We start from the raw sequence: 20,251 nt of genomic DNA on the forward strand, positions 1-20,251 counted from the left end.
TTGATACAATCAAGCGTATTATTAATATTTTTTAACACTTCAGCTCCAGTCAGAAAAAAAGGATAAAAGAGAGATATTTCTACTTTAATTTTCTATCTTCGCACAAAATTTGTCGTTTTATGTATCGGATCATCGTCATATTGCTACTGTGTTCAAACACCATTTTCGGACAGACCCCCGATTCCGTGAAAATAGAAACTTTACCGGACTTATTTGAAGAATTTATACAAATAAACGACAACGGAGGAACGGTGAATTTCAAGGGAGAAACTGCCGCTAATGATGTGGTAAAGCTCCACATTCGTATGAACCGGGAACAAAAAACAGTGACAGGCTACCGCATTCAGATTTTTTCGGGAAATTCCTATGATTATTCCATTGAACGTCTGCAGCAAATGAAAACAGACTTCGAAACCGAATTCCCGGATATACCGGTATACCTCAACTACTTCGATCCGGATTTTAAAATCCGGGCAGGGAATTTCCGCAACCGTCTGGATTGTATTCCGATGCTGAAACGTATCCGTCGTAAATATCCGTCCAGCTACCCGGTAAAAATGGATATTCCGGTCAGCGATTTGATAAAAGTAAGCCATCCGGAACCTCAAACGCCGGAAGAAGACACCGAAGTAAAATCAATACTTTGATTCATTTGTTGCAACGTTTCGATTTCTTGGCGTAACCGTTGCTGAAACATCCGGTAAGCATCGCTTTCCGGCGAAAAAGGACGGTGGGCCAAACTTTTATTCAATTTATCGACCCGTTTCATCAGAGGTTCTATAGCCGGAGATATCCATGTTTCCTTGAATTTCTCCCATATATACTCCACAGCCAAAGACGATATATGCAACATATCCTCCCCATAAAAACGGTAATCCCGCAATTCATCCATAACGATTTCATAGGCAGGGAAATAATACACCTCAGGAAACTCCTGTACCAGCCTATCTATTGCCAATAAAAGTACGGCTTTACTCAACTGATTGCCATGTGCACCATCCTTCCAATGCCGTATCGGACTTACCGTAAAAACAATCCTCAACTTCGGATTGACTTCACGTAATTGCCGTATCAGCAGTCGATATGCACCGACAATCTCTTCAGGGGTAAGGCAAAAACGCTCGAAATCACCCGCAGGAAAACGATGACAATTGGCGACAATCATTCCCCTCTCTTTGTATCGATACACCCAGGCGGTACCGAAAGTCATCAATAATAAATCCGTTTTCTCAAACCCATCGGCCGCCCGTCCCAAGCGCTCGTTGATATGCTCAAGACACAACTCTTTTGTCGGAGCTGAAAAACAACCGTGGTGATACAAACTCACCCATTTATCAGCATTATACAAAAGGTCTTTCTCGGTAAAACGATACTTTTCCAGCATCAACTTCAAAACATTTGCTACCGACATCGGATTATAAACAATTCCGCAAGGATTCAACTCTGTCCGAAACCGATAATATTTCAACCGTTGTCCTATGTTCTCAGCAAAACACGAGCCCAGCATACATATCCGGGAATCATAATCCACCCTACTCTGTACGGTCTCTATCTCAACCCTTGTTCGAAATTCCATGATCTTTCAAATCCGGTTATATTCAGTATCCTTTTATTCCATTCAGTTTTTCCGTCATTTCCTTTACCCGCTCCGGATACTTTTCCGCTAAATTATACTGTTGGGCAATATCTGCCTCCAGATCATAGAGCCGCGCTCCGACAACTTCACCTCTCCGGTTTGTATATTCCGGAATACAAGCCCAATTCCCTTCCTTCAACCACAAATCGATACCATATCCTTCCAACACCAGACATTCCCGTCCTTCCTTCGCAACTCCCAATAAAGCGTCCAACACATTCATCCCATCTCTTACTTCATAAGGCTGCTCCAGTAAAGCAGCAAAAGAAGGACAGAAATCCAACTGACATACCAAAGCATCCGATGTCGTACCCGCCTTCACCTTCTCCGGCCACCGAACAATCATCGGGATACGTGCTCCTCCCTCATAAGGCGAACATTTCCATCCTGCAAAAGGACCGGCAGGCCGGTGTACTCCGTTTAATTCCTCCGCCATATCCTTATAACCGTCATCCAAAACCGGACCGTTATCGCTGGTAAAAATGACAATGGTATTCTCCGTTAATTTCAATTCATCCAGGTATTTCAAAAATTCCTCCACACAATAATCAGCCTCCAGTATCACATCCCCCCGGGCCCCCAGTTTTGACTTACCGGCAAACATGATATTCGGCAAGCGGGGTACATGCGGCTGATGCAAAGCATAATACAAGAAAAAAGGCTCATCCTTGTGTTTTTTCACATAATTTTTTGCTTCCTCCAAAAATACACTGTACATATCTTCGTCCACCCACAAAGCAGACTTTCCGCCTTTCATATAACCGATACGCGGAATACCGTTGGTAATAGACATATTATGCCCCACACTCGGATGCAACCGGAGAAGTTCCGGATTATCCTTACCCGTCGGCTCCCCGGGGAAATTCATTCTGTAATTCACCTCAATCGGATCATCGGGGTCCAGATTCACAACATCCCCATTCCTTACATACACCGTCGGTACCCTGTCGTTCGTAGCCGCCATAATATAAGAATAATCAAACCCGACATCATTCGGAGAAGGAGCTATATGCTCATTCCAATTCAAATTACCATTTCCCAACCCCAGATGCCATTTGCCGACCACTCCCGTCGCATAGCCGGCCTGTTTCAACATTTTCGGAAAAGTAGGCATATCTTCCTTAATCAACATCGGAGCATCTCCCGGTAATATAGACGCCCCTACCCGCCAGGGATACATCCCCGTCAACATAGCAAAACGGCTGGGAGTACTGGTTGCCGAAGTACAATGTCCGTTCGTCAGACGCAAACCTTCCTCCGCCAAACGGTCTATTCCGGGAGTCTGGATCTCTTCCGCCCCATAACAACTGACATCACCATACCCCAGATCATCGGCCATAATGACAATGATATTCGGCCTGTTTTCTCCCTTCTTGGCCTTCCCGGCACAACCGGCCATCAAAGCTGCTAACGGCACTATGCCTAACTTTAATAAATCCATCTTCATATTTTAAGAAGTATCTACTTATTAATCAGATATTTTATTCGAAACCAAATTTGTGTAAAAATAATTACAAACAACTTAATTACCAAACTTTTTCTTACTTTTTTATTAAAAATGTTTCCAAACGTTAAAACAAAAATTATAACTTTTATCCCGGTTCGTTTCACAAAGTGTATTTTTTCTTATTTTTGCATACTCAAATTCAATGCATGGGATACCTGACGATTATATTAATTGCACTCGGTTTATCGATGGACAGCCTGGCTGTTTGCATCAGCGGTGGTATTTTCATGAAAAAATTCTGTATTCGGAAATCCCTGAAAATGGCTTTTATCATGGGCTTCTTCCAGGGAGGAATGACACTGTTGGGATGGGCACTCGGGAGTAAATTCAGTTCTTACATTTCCGACTTTGACCATTGGATCGCTTTTATCTTATTGGTTTATCTCGGAGGAAAAATGATTTACGAATCCTTTCGGGACGAATCCTCTTCCCTGTCTTCGCTTTCCACCCGGACATTACTCACACTGGGTATCGCAACCAGTATAGATGCTTTGGCTGTCGGAGTCAGCTTTGCATTCCTGAAAACAACCATCCTGTTACCGACTCTGATAATCGCATTTACAACATTTTTCCTTTCCTTGTCCGGTGTTTGTTGCGGTTCCTACTTCGGTAAAATCAAAGGCTTTAACGTCGAATTACTAGGAGGTATCATATTAGTCGGAATCGGGATCAAAATTCTTATCGAGCACACCTGTTTTCAATAAACACTTCAACTGAAATTTACGATTTCTTTCTGCTGTTTCTCCTCCTCAACGAACTATTTGCATTTCGCTTTTAATTTCCTATCTTTGCATTCACATACCTTCTAAATATTTTAGGTCGGACAATTGGGAATTTATCATGGTTTCAACCTGAAATAATTTGGGGCAGACATGGCTTTGACAGCATGAAGAATAGGTATGTAAGCATGTCGGGAGCAGTGAAACGGCCCGTTAATCCCGGACACAAAACTTTAATTGGCGAAAATAATTACGCTCTTGCTGCCTAATCTTTAGAAGATTTTTGGCTTAATTGCTGCTCAAGGAGCGGCGACGAGACATCCCGCCGGTGGTTCCACCTTATTCCGGCCGGCATACGGGGTGCAGTCAATATAAGGTTAGTCTGAGCCCACCTTTGGCGAAAGGCGAAAATTCAAGAGGATAAGCGATGGCTTGGGTGCTTTTTTCCGGACCATCGTCGAAAACCAATAAAAAGCTAAGCATGTAGAAAGCATATGGATTCCGTGTTTGGACCAGGGTTCGATTCCCTGCTGCTCCACCGATTAAAATAAAAGCTACTGAAAAATCAGTAGTTTTTATTTTATTACAACAAACGTAAATTTTTCGTTTCCTTTCCGGTCGCGCTGTTACACAGCAATAACCTGTTTATCATCGAAATTCATTTTTCTTCGGGGATGCTTTGTGGAAAGTATTTTCTTCTGTTTTTCCGCATTCACATGGGTATATATCTGTGTCGTTGCAATAGTGCTATGTCCGAGTAAATTTTGAATATACTTGATATCAACATCCTCTTCCAGCAACAAAGTGGCAAAAGTATGACGGAACGTATGCGGCGTAATCCTTTTATCGATACGGGCAGCCCGGGCATATTTTTTTATCAGTAATCTCACGGATTGAGGGGCCAAAGGCAACCCCAGGCGATTGACAAAAAATGAAGTCACCGGCTTGAATAACCTGAAATAATTTTTCAACGCTGTCAAAACCTCCCTTTGACAGATTTGAATAATCCGTTCCTTACTCCCCTTCCCGAAAACTTTTACCAAACCGTTTTGAAGATCAATATCGCTACATTTCAAATTACACAATTCCGATACGCGTACTCCGGTCGCAAACAACAATTCCATAACGGCAATATTCCGGACCTGGGCTTTATAAGTATAATTATCCGTGCATGTATTGTTCCGGTGCTCCGTATATACCGACTGAAAAATCTTCCTCACTTCGTCCATCGTCATTACGGCAGGCAAAACATAAGGTTCTTTGAATTTTACCTTCATTTTCCGGAACGGACTGACATATGTCTCATCCTCAAACTCCAGAAAATTCATAATCGCTTTCAAGGAAGCGATCTTACGTTTTACCGTCTTAGGCTTAAAATGGGATATTTCCTGAAAGTAATTCTTAAGCATATCCCGGGTCACTTGTTTAATATCCTCACATGGATTCATATTTTGAATATAACCGATAAACTGCCTCAAATCCGTCGCATAGGCATTCAAAGTTTTATCATTCAGATTTTTCTCATACCGACAATGAAACAAAAATTGATGTATAGAACTATCGGCAAGAACAGCATGTTCATTTGTAAAGATTTGCATATTCATAATTTGTGGATTGTTTTTGAAAAGACAAAATAGACTTTCTTATGAGTTCAAATGTATGAATAAATAAGTGATAACTTAATATTATGGACGATTTTGTAAATAGACATGATGAAAGACATTTATTACTGGATTTATTACACTCATTTTATTTTCAAAAAAATTATTAGCAAAAAATTTATGGTATAATATATATCAGAATGAGAACATTATTACATTTGTTTCAAAAAGTGTTAGATTAAGCAAGTTATTGTATTTTGCTTCACAGCTAAATCTCGATAATGTTATAGTATCGTATTTAAATGAAATTTATATTGAAGCACTTAAAGCGAAATACCCAGAGAGCATTATAGAATATGTATTGATTGTAAGACAGAAATTAAAGAAAACGACTCCATCAAGAGAAAAAATTGATGCATGGTTAATTTCTTTATACTATAATCTTGCTTGTTCGGAAAAAGCCTATGAGATAATCAAAGATACTAATAATCATAGTTCCCTAATAAATTTGATAACAATTCTTGTGTTAGAAGACATAGGAAAAAAAGAAGAGGCTTTAAGTCTATGTGAATTTGAATTGAATTCAAATAATCACCAAAATATAAATTATGAATTAGCCCTTCGTTCTACAAGATTAATGATAAATTATGTTATTGGGAATTACGATATTGCTTTACAGGAATATACAGAATTATACAATAATCCTAAATATTGCAATTTATTTGAATATGGTTTTGTCCTCCGTAATGCAGAATTAATTTATTCCGAGACTTCATTTCAAGATAGCCTTGCTCCTATTTGGGAGAGTGTAAAACATTTCCAGAAATATAAGGCTTTCAAAATGGAAGCTTATTCTAGGATAACTTATGGTGTTCAGAGTGCATTGATGGGAAGATTTAGCATTGCATTAAGACAATTCAAAATAGCAGGGAATTTATTACAAAATGTTGTTATTGAACGGCATTCTATTTTAAATAATATTTCTGTAGTACACTTATATCAAGGAAATTATAATAATGAAATAAAAGAGAATATTAATAGAGCTATCTCTCTTTCACAGAGAGACTTTGATAAAACGGCTCTTTATATGAATTATTTAGCATTATTAGATTGGCGTGAAGAAAATGAAGAAGCAAAATCTGTTATATCAACATTATTAACAAGGTTAGATCAACGGACATTTAGTAGTGTTGAACTTACTGCAGGATGCTATTATAATATTTCTAAATTCTATGAAAAAATAGGAGACATTAATAATGCAGAGAAATATATTGAATTAATTTATAAACTACCATTGATAATAAATAATATATGGTCTTTTAGATTATATAATAAGCCGATTCAACATAATGATAACGATTATATTGAATCGACTGTAAATAGATGTTTATCTTTTATCTCAAATTGGAATCTTGAGGTCGATAATAGTTTAATGCAGTATTAATTATTGATTTAAATAAATCAGAGTACGACATATCAAATCGAGAAGCCAAATAACCAAAACCAGAATCTGCTCCAATATGGGCATCGGGTGTCAGTTCTATTAAATACAATTCATCATTCTTTATTCTGCAATCTATTCGCATATAATCCATTTTACCCAATGAGATAAAAATAGCCTTGATTTTTTCAATTTCAGATAATGAGATGTTATCTAAGATAGTTCTATAACGTAGTTTTTCAGAAAGATGCTTCAAATTTGCACAGTACAGATGTTTTTGCATATAATATTCATCATCTTCGAAATACAACTCCAGTGCTGAAAATAGTTTTAAACCTGTATTATCTCCAATGATGTAAAAGCAAACTTCTTTTCCCCCTATAAATTCTTCTGCTAATATCGGTTGTTTATGTACTTTCAACAAATCTCTTATAAGTATATTTGCTTCGTGAATATTGCTTACTAAAGAGTTTTCTGTTATACCTATAGAGCTTCCTTCCATGTTAGGCTTTAGTACTATTGGGAAATCTAAATTATCTAATAATTGGACTTCATTAATATCTCTAATCAAATAGCCTTTTGCTGATTTAAGACCAAAATCATTACAATATAATTTTGATAAATATTTATCTTGGCATATAATTCTAGCGTATGTATCAGCGCCACAGTATTTTATCCTATAACTTTCACATATTGCAGGTATTAATGCCATGCGGTTTCGCGACCTTTCCCCTCCATAGATAGTAAAAACTAAATCCTTTTTATGCTTTTGAATGTTATTTATAAATTCATCTGGTGAATTGTAATGGACTACTTGCGAAGAAAGAGTTTTTAAGGCTTCAAAAACATTATTGAAATATTCATCGCTTATTTGTTCTAGAGAAGAAGAGGAAAAAGACACATCTACATTATCTGTGTATAATCTATCAGCTATTAATACTAATCTTAAATCGTCCATAATATTAAGTTATCACTTATTTGTCTACAAATATATCCAAATTATCGAATTATTAATATTTTTATTCAAATATGAATATAAAATTTATGAATATCATGTTTGAGAAAGCATAATTACGCAGATAATGATTTTAAAATATTTAATCAGAAATGATAAACCGGCCGTTGGGTTGCAGGTAAGATACCGGAACAATGATATTGACAATGAGAGATTTCAGACGATACGACTTACTGAATTAATACACAAAAAAGGCCGTTGACAATCAACGACCTTTTCCATTGTAATGGCTGTTTGAATTCAATTGGTTTGTCAGGATTCCAGAACAATATCCCCGACTGTAATAGTCTGATCGCTGTTTCTGGTAATTTTCAGTTCATACTCATCGTCCCCTTTTTCAAATTCGATGGTATATATTTCAGCCCCCTCCTCTTTAACCATCTCAATGTCTTCGATATCTTCTGCTGTAACGACAGATTGTGCGGCTATAGCCTTTTCCACTTCAGTTTTTATATCAGCAGGAAGAGCATTTATATCCGGATAGTTATACTCTTCTTCATCCAGTTTAAGAGTTCCGTTTTCTTCCACCAAAGTAATCTCTACAATTATCTTTCCTTCTTTTAAATCCAACTCATGTTCCACGACTCCATCCTCTTTCTCGGATTCATAATCGATAATTTCGGCATTGGCATGATTCCGGGCCACCCAATCCTTAACGGCATCCGGGATTTCAAGCGGCATTTCTTCCCGATCCCCGTCATCCTCTACTTCTTTGAGCAATATACCTTGCACATCATAATAGAGATCGATTTCCACCTCATTCTGAACACTTTCCATTTCGATCTTATAAGATACAACACCGTCACGTTCTAATTTATAAACATCATCGGTTTCCCATACCTGTGCATCGCTATATAAGGTATTGATCAATGTCTGTTCTGAAATTCCCTTTACCGGATTACATTTGGTTTTCTCAAAAGATTGACGTACGGCTTCCGGTAGTTCACTATACGAAATTTCCTGATCTACCAAACGGATGTTGTCATTATTCCCAAACCATACCGATACGGTATCTACATTGGAATCCATAGCTCTGGGCGTTACTTTAGGTAAAGTAAAAGTAGCGATATCGTATTTTTTATCGTTACTTTTCTTCCAGTTGATATTCGCCGCTTTCGGATACTTTTTCAACAATATCTCCTCCTTACTGGCAAGCGAACCTTTACCTCCATCATCATCACTACAAGCCGTAAATGCAGCACTTAAGGCCAGTATTAAACCGAAAATAAATAATTTTTTGCTCATAACATAAAAATTTAATTTCACAATACTTTTTAGTTTTTGCCGTTATATCCGGACAACCCCGTTTTTATTTGGGAAAACAAAGAAAATATCCAATTCTAAAGAAATTCTGAACATTTACTTTATCCGGCATTTTTTTTGAAATTTAGTGCAAAAGCTCGGTTTGTATGGGTTTTATTATTTATTTTTGATTTCAAACCATAAAAAATTATGAAATTACTGATTATAGAAGATGAAAAAGATTTATCGGGTTCCATTGAAAATTATCTTCACTGTGAAGGTTACATCTGTGAATGTGTATACGATTACGCCACTGCAGAAGAAAAAATACTCTTATATGACTATGATTGTGTCATAGTCGATTTGACCCTGCCGGATGGAAACGGCCTGGACATTGTCTACAAACTGAAATCCCGTAAAGCCGATGCCGGTATTATTATTATCTCCGCCCGCAACTCAACCGACGACAAAATCAAAGGCTTGGATATCGGTGCCGATGATTATCTGGCAAAACCGTTCAACCTTTCGGAACTAAACGCCCGATTGAAATCCGTTCTGCGCCGAAGAAATTTCGGTGGACAAAAAGAATTCAAATACAACGAAATCCGGATTCTCCCCGACCTACATGCCGTATTCGTCAACGAAAACGAAATCGAATTTACCCGGAAAGAATACGATTTACTCACTTATCTGATTATCAACCGGGAAAGAGTATTGACAAAAGAAGCCATCGTAGAACATTTGTGGGGAGACTATATGGGTATCGGCGCCGATACCTTCGATGCCTTATATACACACATGCGTAAATTACGTAAAAAACTACAGGATGCAGGAGCAGAAGACTATATAGAAACGATATATGCCGTAGGTTATAAATTCACCCTGAAAGAAAAATGAAACTATCCAAAATATACAAAAGATATACCCTGGTGACACTATCATTGGTACTTATGATCGGTAGTCTCTCACATTACGGTATCATCACCTACTTCATCCACCGTTCTGCCGACCATACACTGAAAGAATACCGGGAAAATACAGAACATTACATCCGGGAACACGACACGCTGATTATCTCCGACAACCCGGTACTCAGCGATAGTCGTATAACAGCCGTAGTCGTAGATCCCGATATTTATCTGGAAGAATATTTCCGTGACACATTGGTGTACAGCCCTTATAAAAAAGAAACGGTAGTTTTTCGTCTTCTGTCTTACACACTACAGACGAAAAACGATAATTATATGCTGACTTTATGGCAAGCTACAGTAGACACCGAAGATGTCCTTTGGGCCATAGGTGTATCCCTGCTGGTTTTATTCATCTTATTTGCTCTGTTCTCCCTCTGGTGGACCAAATGGTTTGTCGGTAACCTTTGGCATCCTTTTTACCAAATATTGGAGCAGTTAAAGGAATTCGACCTGCTCAACCTCCATACAATAAAAGTAAACAAATGCCGGGTTGACGAATTCAACACATTAAATGGCGTATTAAACCGGATGTTGGACCGGATTCAGAAAGACTATATTTCTTTACGTGAATTGACAGAAACGACTTCCCACGAGCTACAAACTCCTCTGTCAATTGTAAAGGCCCGTCTTGAATTATTGCAACAAAACAACCAGAATAGCATGAAAGACACGGAACTGATTCAATCTGTAAGCAGTGCCGTAGACCGTGTCATCCGTCTCAACAGATTTATGCTGACGATTGCAAAAATCAACAACGACCAGTTTCCTGCCGGTAAACTTATCTCCATAAACAATTACATTGACGATTTTTTACAAGCATATGAAGATATGATCGAAATGAAAAACCTGAAAATACAAAAATTACATTCGGCCGATTTAAAACTCTACTTACATCCCCTATTGGCTGAAATGTTAACCTCTAATATACTGTCAAATGCCATCCGGTACAACATCAAAAACGGCCATATCCGGATCCAAACAACCGACTCTACATTATCGGTAACGAATCCCTACAACAATATAATCCCTGCCGGCGACCTTTTCGCCCGGTTCAATAAATCGGGACACGAAAAAGAAGCGACAGGGTTAGGACTCGCAATTGTCAAAAGTATATGTGAAAAGAACAACCTCGATATACGAATCGACATGACGACAAACGAATTTCATATACAACTGAAAGTCAGACAGTCATAGTCAGAATAATTAGTTCCCGGATTCTGTTTTTATAAAACTTCCCGGATATGTTTGTAATTGGAGCGGATGGTATCTATGACTTCCTTGCCTTTACCATTTAATAAAAGCTTATACATAGATTTAAACATCCCTACCATTTGTTCCCATTCGACCTGCGGAGGCATCGCCAAGGCATTGGGATCTGTCATAACATTTACGAGTACCGGACCGTCAAAATCAAACGCCTCTCCCAAAACAGAAGCAACCTCTTCAGAGTGCCGTATGGTAAAGTTTTTCATTCCCATAGCTTCTGCCATTTTGGCAAAATCCGGATTCTGCATATCCGTTTGCCAATCCGGTAGTCCGGCAACCTCCATCTCCAATTTCACCATACCCAAAGCCCTGTTGTTGAATACAATCAATTTCACCGGTAATTTATACTGTACAATCGTACTTAAATCTCCCAATAACATCGACAATCCGCCGTCTCCGCAAAGAGCGACAACTTCTCTTCCCGGATAAGCTAAAGCTGCCCCGATAGCCTGAGGCATCGCATTCGCCATCGTACCGTGATTAAAAGAACCGAGCATCTTACGTTGTCCGGTAGCTTCCAGATAGCGCGCTCCCCAAACACAAGTCATTCCGGTATCTACCGTAAAAACAGCATCCCGGGCTGCCAGTTCATTTACGACAGACATGACGTATTCCGGATGTATTTTATTCTCTCCTCCCTTATCTTCAACATACACGCTCAGATACTTTTTTACTTCGGCATAACGAGCCAATTGCTTACGTAAAAAAGTATCGTTGGTCTTAGGCAAAATATGCGGTATCAATGCCTGTAAAGTCGTTTTTATATCTCCGCACAACCCTCTTTCTATTTTAGCACGACGTCCCAAACGCTCCGGCCGGATATCTATCTGAATAATCCGGTTATGTACCGGCATAAAAGAAGCATAGGGAAAATCTGTTCCTAACATCAGCAATACGTCTGCTTCATGCATACTTTCATATCCGGAAGGCATACCCAACAACCCTGTCATTCCTACCTCATTCGGATTATCATACTGAATTTCCATCTTGCTTTTAAAAGAATAAGCAACCGGAGCATTCAACAAACCGGCCAACTGTATCAATTCATCGTGAGCGTCCTTTGCTCCTATTCCACAAAAAAGAGTCACTTTCTCCGCATTATTCAAAATATCGGCCAATTCCTGTAATTCATCAAAAGAAGGACAAGCCCTTACCGAAACCGGAAATACACAAGGTGAAGAAGATAAATTATCCGTTGTATCCGCAGCCAGATCTCCGGGTAAACCGACTACGGCAACTCCTTTCCGGGTAATAGCCGCCTGCATTCCTCCCTGCAACATACGCGGTAGTTGTTCCGGAGTTACAGCCAATTGATTGAACAAACTACAATCGTCAAACAACCGGATCGTATTTGTCTCCTGAAAATAATCCGTTCCGATCTCTTCCGATAGAATAGTAGAAGCAATAGCTATTACGGAAGCTCCCGAACGATGGGCATCGTATAAACCGTTTATCAGATGAACATGACCAGGACCGCTGCTCCCCGCACAACAAGCCAAACCACCGTGCAATTGTGCTTCCGCTCCGGCTGCAAAGGCCCCGGTTTCTTCATGCCGTACATGTATCCATTGTATCTTACCGTTCCTCCGTACAGCATCGTTTACCTGATTTAAACTATCGCCGGTCACGGCATAAATCCGTTTCACTCCGGCAGCAACCAACATGTCTACCAATTGTTCTGCAACTTTCATCGTTTATCGTATTTAGGGGTTTTGCTTTATTTCAGACCTTTCATAAGCCTTGAAAATCTCCGCTTCGGTAATATTCTGCCATAAAGCAATAAAATCTCTTTTACAAACGATTTTTTTTATAAAATGTTCGAGTCACACAAGCAGAAAGTATTTTTAAAAATAATCTTTTGTTTCCGGCTCAAAATTTGGACAATTCAAAAAACAATCCTATTTTTGTCGCGCAAAATCAAAACGATTTTACCACACCATTGAGGCGCTATCGTCTAGGGGTTAGGACGTAAGATTCTCATTCTTAAAACAGGGGTTCGATTCCCCTTAGCGCTACTAAAAAGGACCGGTTTTACCGGTTCTTTTTGTTTATAATCCTTTTTCTTCGATATCCCCATAAATAGGGATTGAATTTCTAACCGACAAATTTTAAATTTGCCTTCCGAAAAGATATATCTGCAAAATATGATAAAACCCTCTCTTTACAATAGCGATATGAAAATGGCCGAGTTGATCTTAGCCGATTATAAACTGCTTCTGTTGCTCCCCCGCTTCCAAATGAGCCTCGGGTTCGGTGATCAGACCATAGAAGAATACTGTAAAAAACGTAATATCTCTCCGGTATTGATGGTGATGATATGTAATGTATATTCTTTCGACCATTACTTACCCGGAAGTGAAGATATTTCCAAAATCGACATCCGGCAACTACTGCTTTACTTACAGCGTTCGCATACCTATTATCTATATAACCGTCTTCAAAACATCCAGGAAAATCTTTCGGAGATAACCCGGGAACTCAATAAGCAACAGGCACAACTATTCGACCGCTTTTTTGAAGAATATAAAAATGAAGTAATCAACCACTTCGAATACGAAGAAAAAACAGTTTTCCCCTATATCCTGAACAAACAAGAAGGGAAACAGACAAGCGGTTATAACATCGATATATTCGAACAAAACCACACGAATATAGAAGACAAGCTGAACGATCTGAAAAACATCATCATCAAATATTTACCGGATCATTCGGAAAATCAGAAAAGAATAAGCCTTCTGTTCGACATCTTTTCATTGGAAGAAGATTTGGGAAAACACACCTTGATTGAAGACAAAATACTGATTCCGTTAGTGCAAAAATTGGAAAACGGTTATGACATACACTAAGAAACATTACCGGGTCGTTCTGATTGAGCCTTCAGCCATTATCAGTGCCGGTATCCAGGAATTATTAAAACCGTATAAAGAATTCGAAATCATTGCGGTGTTAGCCGATTGCAGCCATTACACCGAGCGTATCCGGAATTTAAATCCGAATTTAATCATCTTAAACCCGATGATTATCGATTTCAAATACCGGCATTGTGTGGAAGAGATTTTTAACGGGAAAGAAGAAATACCCCTCGTGGCACTCGTCTATCAATACATAGAACCGGAAATTTTAAAACATTACAAAGCCATAATAGACATTGCCGACGATCAGGGGAAAATGATCCGCAAACTATCCCAGGTCGTAGACTCAAATCCCACAACTCCGGTAACACCGGAAAACGAATTGACGGAAAGAGAAAAAGAGATACTGATATCTGTGGCAAAAGGAATGATTAATAAAGAAATCGCCGAACAACATCACATTTCAATTCATACCGTCATCACACACCGTAAAAATATTACCCGGAAAACCGGCATTAAATCGGTGGCCGGCTTAACGGTGTTTGCCATTCTCAATAATCTGATTGAAATGCAGGAAGTCGAATAAAAACCTACCTCAATTTATTACGGTTAAAATGAGGAGCTACTTTCACAACAAAAAATAAAGTAGATACGACAGTAAGGCAGCCTCCGATCAGGTAAGCATGATTGAAACCTCCGAAAGCCTCCGCCACAACACCCCCGGTCATTAAGCCGATGCCTATACCCACATCCCAACTGGTCAAATAAGTCGATGTCGCCGTACCTCGTTGACTGTTCGTACCCAAACTTACAAACAAAGTATTAAAAGCCGGAAACATTGTTCCAAAAGCCACACCTTGCAAAAGGGCTATACCCAAAAATAAAACGGATGTCACTCCGGCATTCCATTCCATCAATCTTTCACAGGCTGAAAGGGCAAAAAAACTGATACACGCCAGATACATACCCAAAGAAATAACCTGAGTTATACGGCCCTTATCCACTTGCCGTCCTGAAAAAATACGGGATACAGCCAAACCCACCGCCATACAGGTAAAGAAAAGTCCCGAACTGGTCCTTATACCGATTTCCTCTGCATACATAGCGACATAGGTAGTCGTCATCCCATACGGAATAGAAAGCAGCAAAAGAGAAACTCCGGCAGGCAATCCTTTTACCAGGAAAAAGCGATCGAGAGAAATAGGTTCCCGCTTTACCGGTTGTTTATAAGGAGTCTTAACCAACGAAGCCATAATCAATCCTAAACAGCCCGACACCAGTGAACAGGTAAAAATAACCTCATAGGAACAGGCACCGTGCATAAATAAACCGGTCATGGGCCCGAAACTCATCGCAATATTATTAGCAAGCCCGTAATACCCAAGCCCTTCTCCCCGTCTCGATGAAGGTAAAATATCAATAACAATCGTATTACCCGCTACAGAAACCATACCGAAAGCAAAACCGTGAACAATACGTAAAGTGATAAATAAAGCCAATGCCCCGGCCAGCATATACCCACCGAAAATAACGGTAAAAATAAAATAAGATAACAAATATAAAGGCTTGCGGCTAAACGTATCCAGCATATACCCTGAAAACGGACGGATACACAAGCAAGCTACGGTATAACAAGAAAGTATAAAACCGATCATGGATTTACCGGCTAAAAATTGTTCTTTCAGATAAAAAGGCAATACCGGTAAAAGCAGATAAAAAGCAAAAAACAATAAAAAATTAGCAGCAAGAATATAGCAAAAACTTGGAGAAAGAAGCTTATCCTTTATCATCATACTATTCGGAAATTATAAATGCAGTAAAAGCGGAATCCCAGGCACAAAATTACAAAATAATACCAGGTGTTATATCACTTTCCTGAATATATCTTTCCGTAAACTCTTTTATACTGTTCCGAAGATTTCAAACGAAAAACGGTATATAAGCAAAATACTCCCGATAGTCAATTTACGCCCCTGATGTGCCTCTGTCATTTTTCGGGCCATTCCCGGACGGCAACACATCGGCTTTATTATTCCCTCTTCCCGGCAGTTTATACTCCACCGTAAAAGGCCGGGGCGGCAACAATACATATTCCCCGACCAATTCCTCTCCTTCAAACACACCATAGCATTCTCCCAATTTTTTTATCCGGTTGTAAACTCATATTTATAAAATCAGCCGGGACATGCGATAACATGATCGCGTTCTCCCGGCTTTTCTTTTATATTACCCAAGCCGGTCTTTCCGGCTTGTCAATCCATATTACTTATGCGCTTCCACCCATTTCCGGGCATTTACAAAGGCTTCGATCCACGGACTCACTTCATCTTCTGCACGTCCTTCTGCATAATAAGCCCAGTTCCATGGAAAAATAGCTCTTTCAAGGTGGGGCATCATAGCCAGGTGACGGCCGTTTTTACTACAGATGGCAGCCGTTGCAAACGGGGAGCCGTTCGGATTGGCCGGATAAGCATTGTAGCTGAATTTCATCGGGATGACATATTCATTTTCGGCATACGGCAAACTGAATTTTCCTTCTCCGTGGGCGATCCAGATTCCCAATCGGCTGCCTGCCAAAGATTTCAGCATAACGGAATCATTCGGCTCTATCGTCACATTTACAAAACCGGATTCAAATTTATGGGAATCGTTATGTAACATTTTCGGCATTTCCTCATGTTCCGGATAAATCAATCCCAACTCCGCCATAACCTGACAACCGTTACAAATACCGATACTCAAGGTATCTTCACGTTTGTAGAAATTCTCCAAGGCCTGACGGGCTTTTTCATTGAATTTAAAAGCACCCGCCCATCCTTTGGCCGATCCCAGTACATCGGAATTCGAAAACCCGCCTACAAAGGCGATCATATTCACATCTTCCAGTGTTTCACGTCCGCTGATCAGATCAGTCATATGCACATCCTTGACATCAAAACCGGCCAGATGCATAGCCCAAGCCGTTTCACGCTCACACTGACATCCCTTCTCCCGGATAATGGCAGCTTTCACGCCCGACGGTTTCGTCCGGTGGATATCCAACCCTAAATCAGCCAGTCTGCCCGTAAAATTTTCAGGAAATTTATATTTCAACTCATTGTGCTTATAACTCTTATATCTCTCCAACGCCTTTTCTTCGCCACTTTGACGACGGTCGAGCAAATAAGAAGTTTTAAACCACAAATCGCGCAAAGAAGCAATATCCAACATCCAGGAAGCCTCATCTTTTCGGATATTCAATTGTCCGGCTTTTCCCGGTTTTCCCAAGAAAGCATAAGCGACTCCTACTTTTTCAAAAACAGCCGCCGCCTTCTTAGCATCTTTATCGGCAATCTGAATCAACACACCCGGATTTTCCGCAAACAGAATCTTGACGATATCCTTTTCCGCCAGGAAAGAGAAATCGATATCCAATCCCAACCGATTGTCTGCAAAACACATCTCCAGAAGTGCAGTTACCATACCTCCGGCAGAAATATCATGTCCGGCTAAAACCACCCCTTCCCCGACCAACTGCTGTATAGCTTTGAAAGCTTCTGCAAAATACTGTCCATCCTTTACATCAGGGACCTCTCTACCTACTTTATTCAAAATCTGGGCAAAACTGGACCCGCCCAATTTCAGCTTATCAAATGAAAAATCGACATAAACAATCTCCGTCGCCGGATCATTTTTCAACACCGGCACCACGACCTTTCGGAAGTCTGTAACTTCTCCGACCGTAGAAATAATAACGGTTCCGGGAGCATATACCTTCTTGTCCCCATATTTTTGAGTCATGGAAAGTGAATCTTTACCGGTCGGGATATTCACGCCTAATTCGATAGCAAAATCACTGGCAGCCTGTACAGCCTGATACAACCGGGCATCTTCACCCGGATTACGACAAGGCCACATCCAATTGGCAGAAAGAGATACCCCTTTCAATCCTTTTTCAATCGGCGCCCATACCAGATTGGTCAATGCCTCTGCAATAGCAAGTCGCGATCCGGCAGAAGCATCGGCCATAGCAGCCACCGGAGCATGCCCGATGGAAGTAGCGATACCGCGATGACCGGAATAGTCCAAAGCAACGGCGGCAACATCACTCAAAGGCAACTGTAACGGACCTACACACTGCTGACGTGCAATCTTTCCGGTCACAGAACGATCCACTTTATTTGTCAACCAGTCCTTCGATGCAACGGCCTCAATTTGTAAAACCTGCTCGACATATTCTTCCAGCTTATCGGCAGAATATTCCGGACCGGTATACTTTTCCTGTATCGTTTTATCCTCCATAATCGTCTTGGGAGGATTCCCGAACATATCTTTCAATTCCAGATCAATCGGTTTCTCTCCGGTATTGGCATTCTCAAAAGTGAACTTCATATCTCCGGTCGTCTCCCCGATAACATACATCGGCGCCCGCTCACGATCGGAAATATGCTGCAATGTAATCACATCTTTCTCTTTCATCACCAATCCCATCCGTTCCTGTGATTCATTACCGACAATCTCCTTGGCAGACAAAGTGGGATCACCGACCGGTAATTTTTCCATATGAATCTTACCACCGGTTTCCTCCACCAATTCCGACAGGCAGTTCAAATGCCCGCCTGCACCGTGGTCATGAATGGAAACGATGGGGTTCACTTCGCTTTCAGCCATAGCCCGGATCGCATTACAAACCCGTTTCTGCATTTCCGGATTAGAACGCTGTACGGCATTCAGTTCAATCGCTCCGGCATATACGCCTGTATCCACAGAAGACACAGCACCACCGCCCATACCGATCCGGTAATTGTCTCCCCCCAGCAACACCACTTTATCCCCGACCTCGGGCGTGTGTTTCATAGCTTGTTCGCGATTACCGAAACCGACTCCCCCGGCCTGCATAATCACTTTATCATATCCGTAAGTCTGTCCGTCCTCCTCATGTTCAAACGTCAGCAAAGACCCGCAAATCAACGGTTGCCCGAATTTATTTCCGAAATCCGAAGCCCCGTTCGACGCTTTGATTAAAATATCTTCCGGCGTCTGATACAACCATTTCCGGGGATTAATCTGTTCCTCCCAGGCCCGGTCTGCATCCAAACGCGGATAAGAAGTCATATAAACGGCAGTTCCGGCCAGGGGCAAGGCTGCCTGACCGCCGGCGATACGGTCCCGGATTTCTCCGCCCGTCCCTGTCGCTGCACCGTTAAAAGGCTCTACAGTCGTCGGGAAATTATGAGTCTCGGCCTTCAAGGATATTACCGTATCGATTTCCCGGACTTCATAAAAATCCGGTTTATCATGGGTATGCGGTGCAAACTGAACTACCCTCGGTCCTTCAATAAAAGCACAATTATCTTTATAAGCAGATACGATCCGGTTCGGATTTTCCTGCGATGTTTTTTTGATCAGTTTAAAAAGGGAACTCTCTTTCTCTTCTCCATCAATAATAAATGTACCGTTGAAAATTTTATGACGGCAATGTTCCGAATTCACCTGAGAGAATCCGAATACTTCTGAATCCGTCAACGGACGTCCCAACTTCCGGGCCAAACCTTCCAAATAAGCAATCTCGTCTGCATTTAAGGCCAACCCCTCCTGTACATTATAAGCACGTATATCCTCAATGTATACAACCGGATCCGGCTTCTTGTCTATTGTAAAAGAATGTTGATCCAATCCCTTATAAAACGCCTTCAACATTGGGTCGAAAGGGGTTTGCTCACGATCGGTCTTCATAAACTCTTCAATACGCAAAATGCCGCTGATACCCATATTCTGTGTGATCTCAACGGCATTCGTACTCCAGGGAGTAATCATTTCACGACGAGGACCGATAAAATAACCGTCGAGCGAATCTTCCTTCAACCGTTTAGCTCCGCTGAATAACCATTCCAGCTTACTGACATCAAGAGGATTTTCAGACGCCCTGTAATGTACGGCATATACCGTAGCGTCTTTCTGATAGAAAACTATACTCATGCTTTATAATCTATAATAATTTATTCCAAGTAATTACGAGTGT

The 20,251-nt window shown here is 40.4% G+C and carries 16 protein-coding genes, 1 tRNA gene and 1 other RNA gene; 9 read left to right on the forward strand and 9 right to left on the reverse strand.

Features of this window, described 5'->3' with window-relative positions; translation table 11 throughout:
- Positions 1-119 precede the first annotated feature (119 nt).
- Entirely contained in the window at positions 120-647 is a 528-nt protein-coding gene (locus tag BN8908_RS06490) for a hypothetical protein (RefSeq protein ID WP_068689769.1), read from the forward strand.
- On the opposite strand, the gene BN8908_RS06495 is transcribed toward BN8908_RS06490, so the two are convergent.
- Together BN8908_RS06495 and BN8908_RS06500 are read right to left on the reverse strand one after the other, a co-directional pair.
- Positions 605-1,576, reverse strand: a complete 972-nt coding sequence (locus tag BN8908_RS06495) for a GSCFA domain-containing protein (protein ID WP_068689771.1) — start codon at positions 1,574-1,576, stop codon at positions 605-607. The genes BN8908_RS06490 and BN8908_RS06495 overlap by 43 nt on opposite strands.
- Before the next feature lie 22 nt (positions 1,577-1,598).
- A complete protein-coding gene (locus BN8908_RS06500) occupies positions 1,599-3,083 on the reverse strand; it encodes a sulfatase-like hydrolase/transferase (protein WP_068689773.1) in 1,485 nt (494 codons plus the stop codon).
- A gap of 206 nt (positions 3,084-3,289) precedes the next feature.
- On the opposite strand from BN8908_RS06500, the gene BN8908_RS06505 reads away from it, so the two are divergent.
- Complete coding sequence (locus BN8908_RS06505; RefSeq protein WP_021989016.1) at positions 3,290-3,847, forward strand: manganese efflux pump MntP; 558 nt, start codon at positions 3,290-3,292, stop codon at positions 3,845-3,847.
- Positions 3,848-4,006: 159 nt separating this feature from the next.
- Positions 4,007-4,403: a transfer-messenger RNA gene (gene ssrA / locus BN8908_RS06510) on the forward strand.
- An 85-nt stretch (positions 4,404-4,488) separates the two neighbouring features.
- On the opposite strand, the gene BN8908_RS06515 is transcribed toward ssrA, so the two are convergent.
- The gene (locus BN8908_RS06515; protein WP_082989229.1) at positions 4,489-5,466 is read right to left on the reverse strand and encodes a tyrosine-type recombinase/integrase; all 978 of its coding nucleotides are present in this window, start codon (positions 5,464-5,466) and stop codon (positions 4,489-4,491) included.
- A 247-nt stretch (positions 5,467-5,713) separates the two neighbouring features.
- Between BN8908_RS06515 and BN8908_RS06520 the strand changes: the two genes are divergently transcribed.
- On the forward strand, positions 5,714-6,907 hold the full coding sequence (locus tag BN8908_RS06520) for a hypothetical protein (RefSeq protein ID WP_068689775.1): 1,194 nt from the start codon (positions 5,714-5,716) through the stop codon (positions 6,905-6,907).
- Here BN8908_RS06520 and BN8908_RS06525 read toward each other — a convergent pair.
- Positions 6,858-7,862, reverse strand: coding sequence for a D-alanine--D-alanine ligase family protein (locus BN8908_RS06525; protein WP_068689777.1), 1,005 nt, complete (start codon positions 7,860-7,862; stop codon positions 6,858-6,860). The two genes, BN8908_RS06520 and BN8908_RS06525, sit on opposite strands and share 50 nt — an antisense overlap.
- A gap of 309 nt (positions 7,863-8,171) precedes the next feature.
- Positions 8,172-9,164, reverse strand: coding sequence for a PepSY-like domain-containing protein (locus BN8908_RS06530; protein WP_021986478.1), 993 nt, complete (start codon positions 9,162-9,164; stop codon positions 8,172-8,174).
- 207 nt (positions 9,165-9,371) lie between these two features.
- On the opposite strand from BN8908_RS06530, the gene BN8908_RS06535 reads away from it, so the two are divergent.
- Both BN8908_RS06535 and BN8908_RS06540 read left to right on the forward strand, forming a co-directional pair.
- Positions 9,372-10,058: a response regulator transcription factor gene (locus BN8908_RS06535; RefSeq protein WP_068689779.1), complete on the forward strand. Its 687-nt coding sequence runs from the start codon at positions 9,372-9,374 to the stop codon at positions 10,056-10,058.
- Entirely contained in the window at positions 10,055-11,326 is a 1,272-nt protein-coding gene (locus tag BN8908_RS06540; RefSeq protein ID WP_068689781.1) for a sensor histidine kinase, read from the forward strand. Before BN8908_RS06535 ends, BN8908_RS06540 begins: the two co-directional genes overlap by 4 nt.
- Positions 11,327-11,355: 29 nt before the next feature.
- On the opposite strand, the gene BN8908_RS06545 is transcribed toward BN8908_RS06540, so the two are convergent.
- Positions 11,356-13,089, reverse strand: coding sequence for a thiamine pyrophosphate-dependent enzyme (locus BN8908_RS06545; RefSeq protein WP_068689782.1), 1,734 nt, complete (start codon positions 13,087-13,089; stop codon positions 11,356-11,358).
- 252 nt (positions 13,090-13,341) lie between these two features.
- Between BN8908_RS06545 and BN8908_RS06550 the strand changes: the two genes are divergently transcribed.
- The 3 genes from BN8908_RS06550 to BN8908_RS06560 all read left to right on the forward strand — a co-directional run bounded on the left by BN8908_RS06550 (position 13,342) and on the right by BN8908_RS06560 (position 14,836).
- Positions 13,342-13,413: transfer RNA gene (locus BN8908_RS06550), tRNA-Glu, on the forward strand.
- 129 nt (positions 13,414-13,542) lie between these two features.
- The gene (locus tag BN8908_RS06555; RefSeq protein ID WP_021986482.1) at positions 13,543-14,244 is read left to right on the forward strand and encodes a hemerythrin domain-containing protein; all 702 of its coding nucleotides are present in this window, start codon (positions 13,543-13,545) and stop codon (positions 14,242-14,244) included.
- Positions 14,231-14,836 carry a response regulator transcription factor gene (locus BN8908_RS06560; protein WP_068689784.1) on the forward strand — a complete coding sequence of 202 codons (606 nt, stop codon included), beginning with the start codon at positions 14,231-14,233 and terminating at the stop codon, positions 14,834-14,836. Before BN8908_RS06555 ends, BN8908_RS06560 begins: the two co-directional genes overlap by 14 nt.
- A 4-nt stretch (positions 14,837-14,840) precedes the next feature.
- Here BN8908_RS06560 and BN8908_RS06565 read toward each other — a convergent pair whose 3' ends face one another.
- From BN8908_RS06565 to purL, 3 genes are all read right to left on the reverse strand, one after another.
- The gene (locus BN8908_RS06565) at positions 14,841-16,040 is read right to left on the reverse strand and encodes an MFS transporter (protein WP_068692157.1); all 1,200 of its coding nucleotides are present in this window, start codon (positions 16,038-16,040) and stop codon (positions 14,841-14,843) included.
- Positions 16,041-16,215: 175 nt separating this feature from the next.
- On the reverse strand, positions 16,216-16,389 hold the full coding sequence (locus tag BN8908_RS18480; RefSeq protein WP_154670135.1) for a hypothetical protein: 174 nt from the start codon (positions 16,387-16,389) through the stop codon (positions 16,216-16,218).
- A gap of 123 nt (positions 16,390-16,512) precedes the next feature.
- Entirely contained in the window at positions 16,513-20,208 is a 3,696-nt protein-coding gene (purL, locus tag BN8908_RS06570) for a phosphoribosylformylglycinamidine synthase (RefSeq protein ID WP_068689786.1), read from the reverse strand.
- Positions 20,209-20,251: the final 43 nt, after the last annotated feature.

Source organism: Culturomica massiliensis (assembly GCF_900091655.1).
Taxonomy (GTDB): Bacteria; Bacteroidota; Bacteroidia; order Bacteroidales; family Marinifilaceae; genus Culturomica; species Culturomica massiliensis.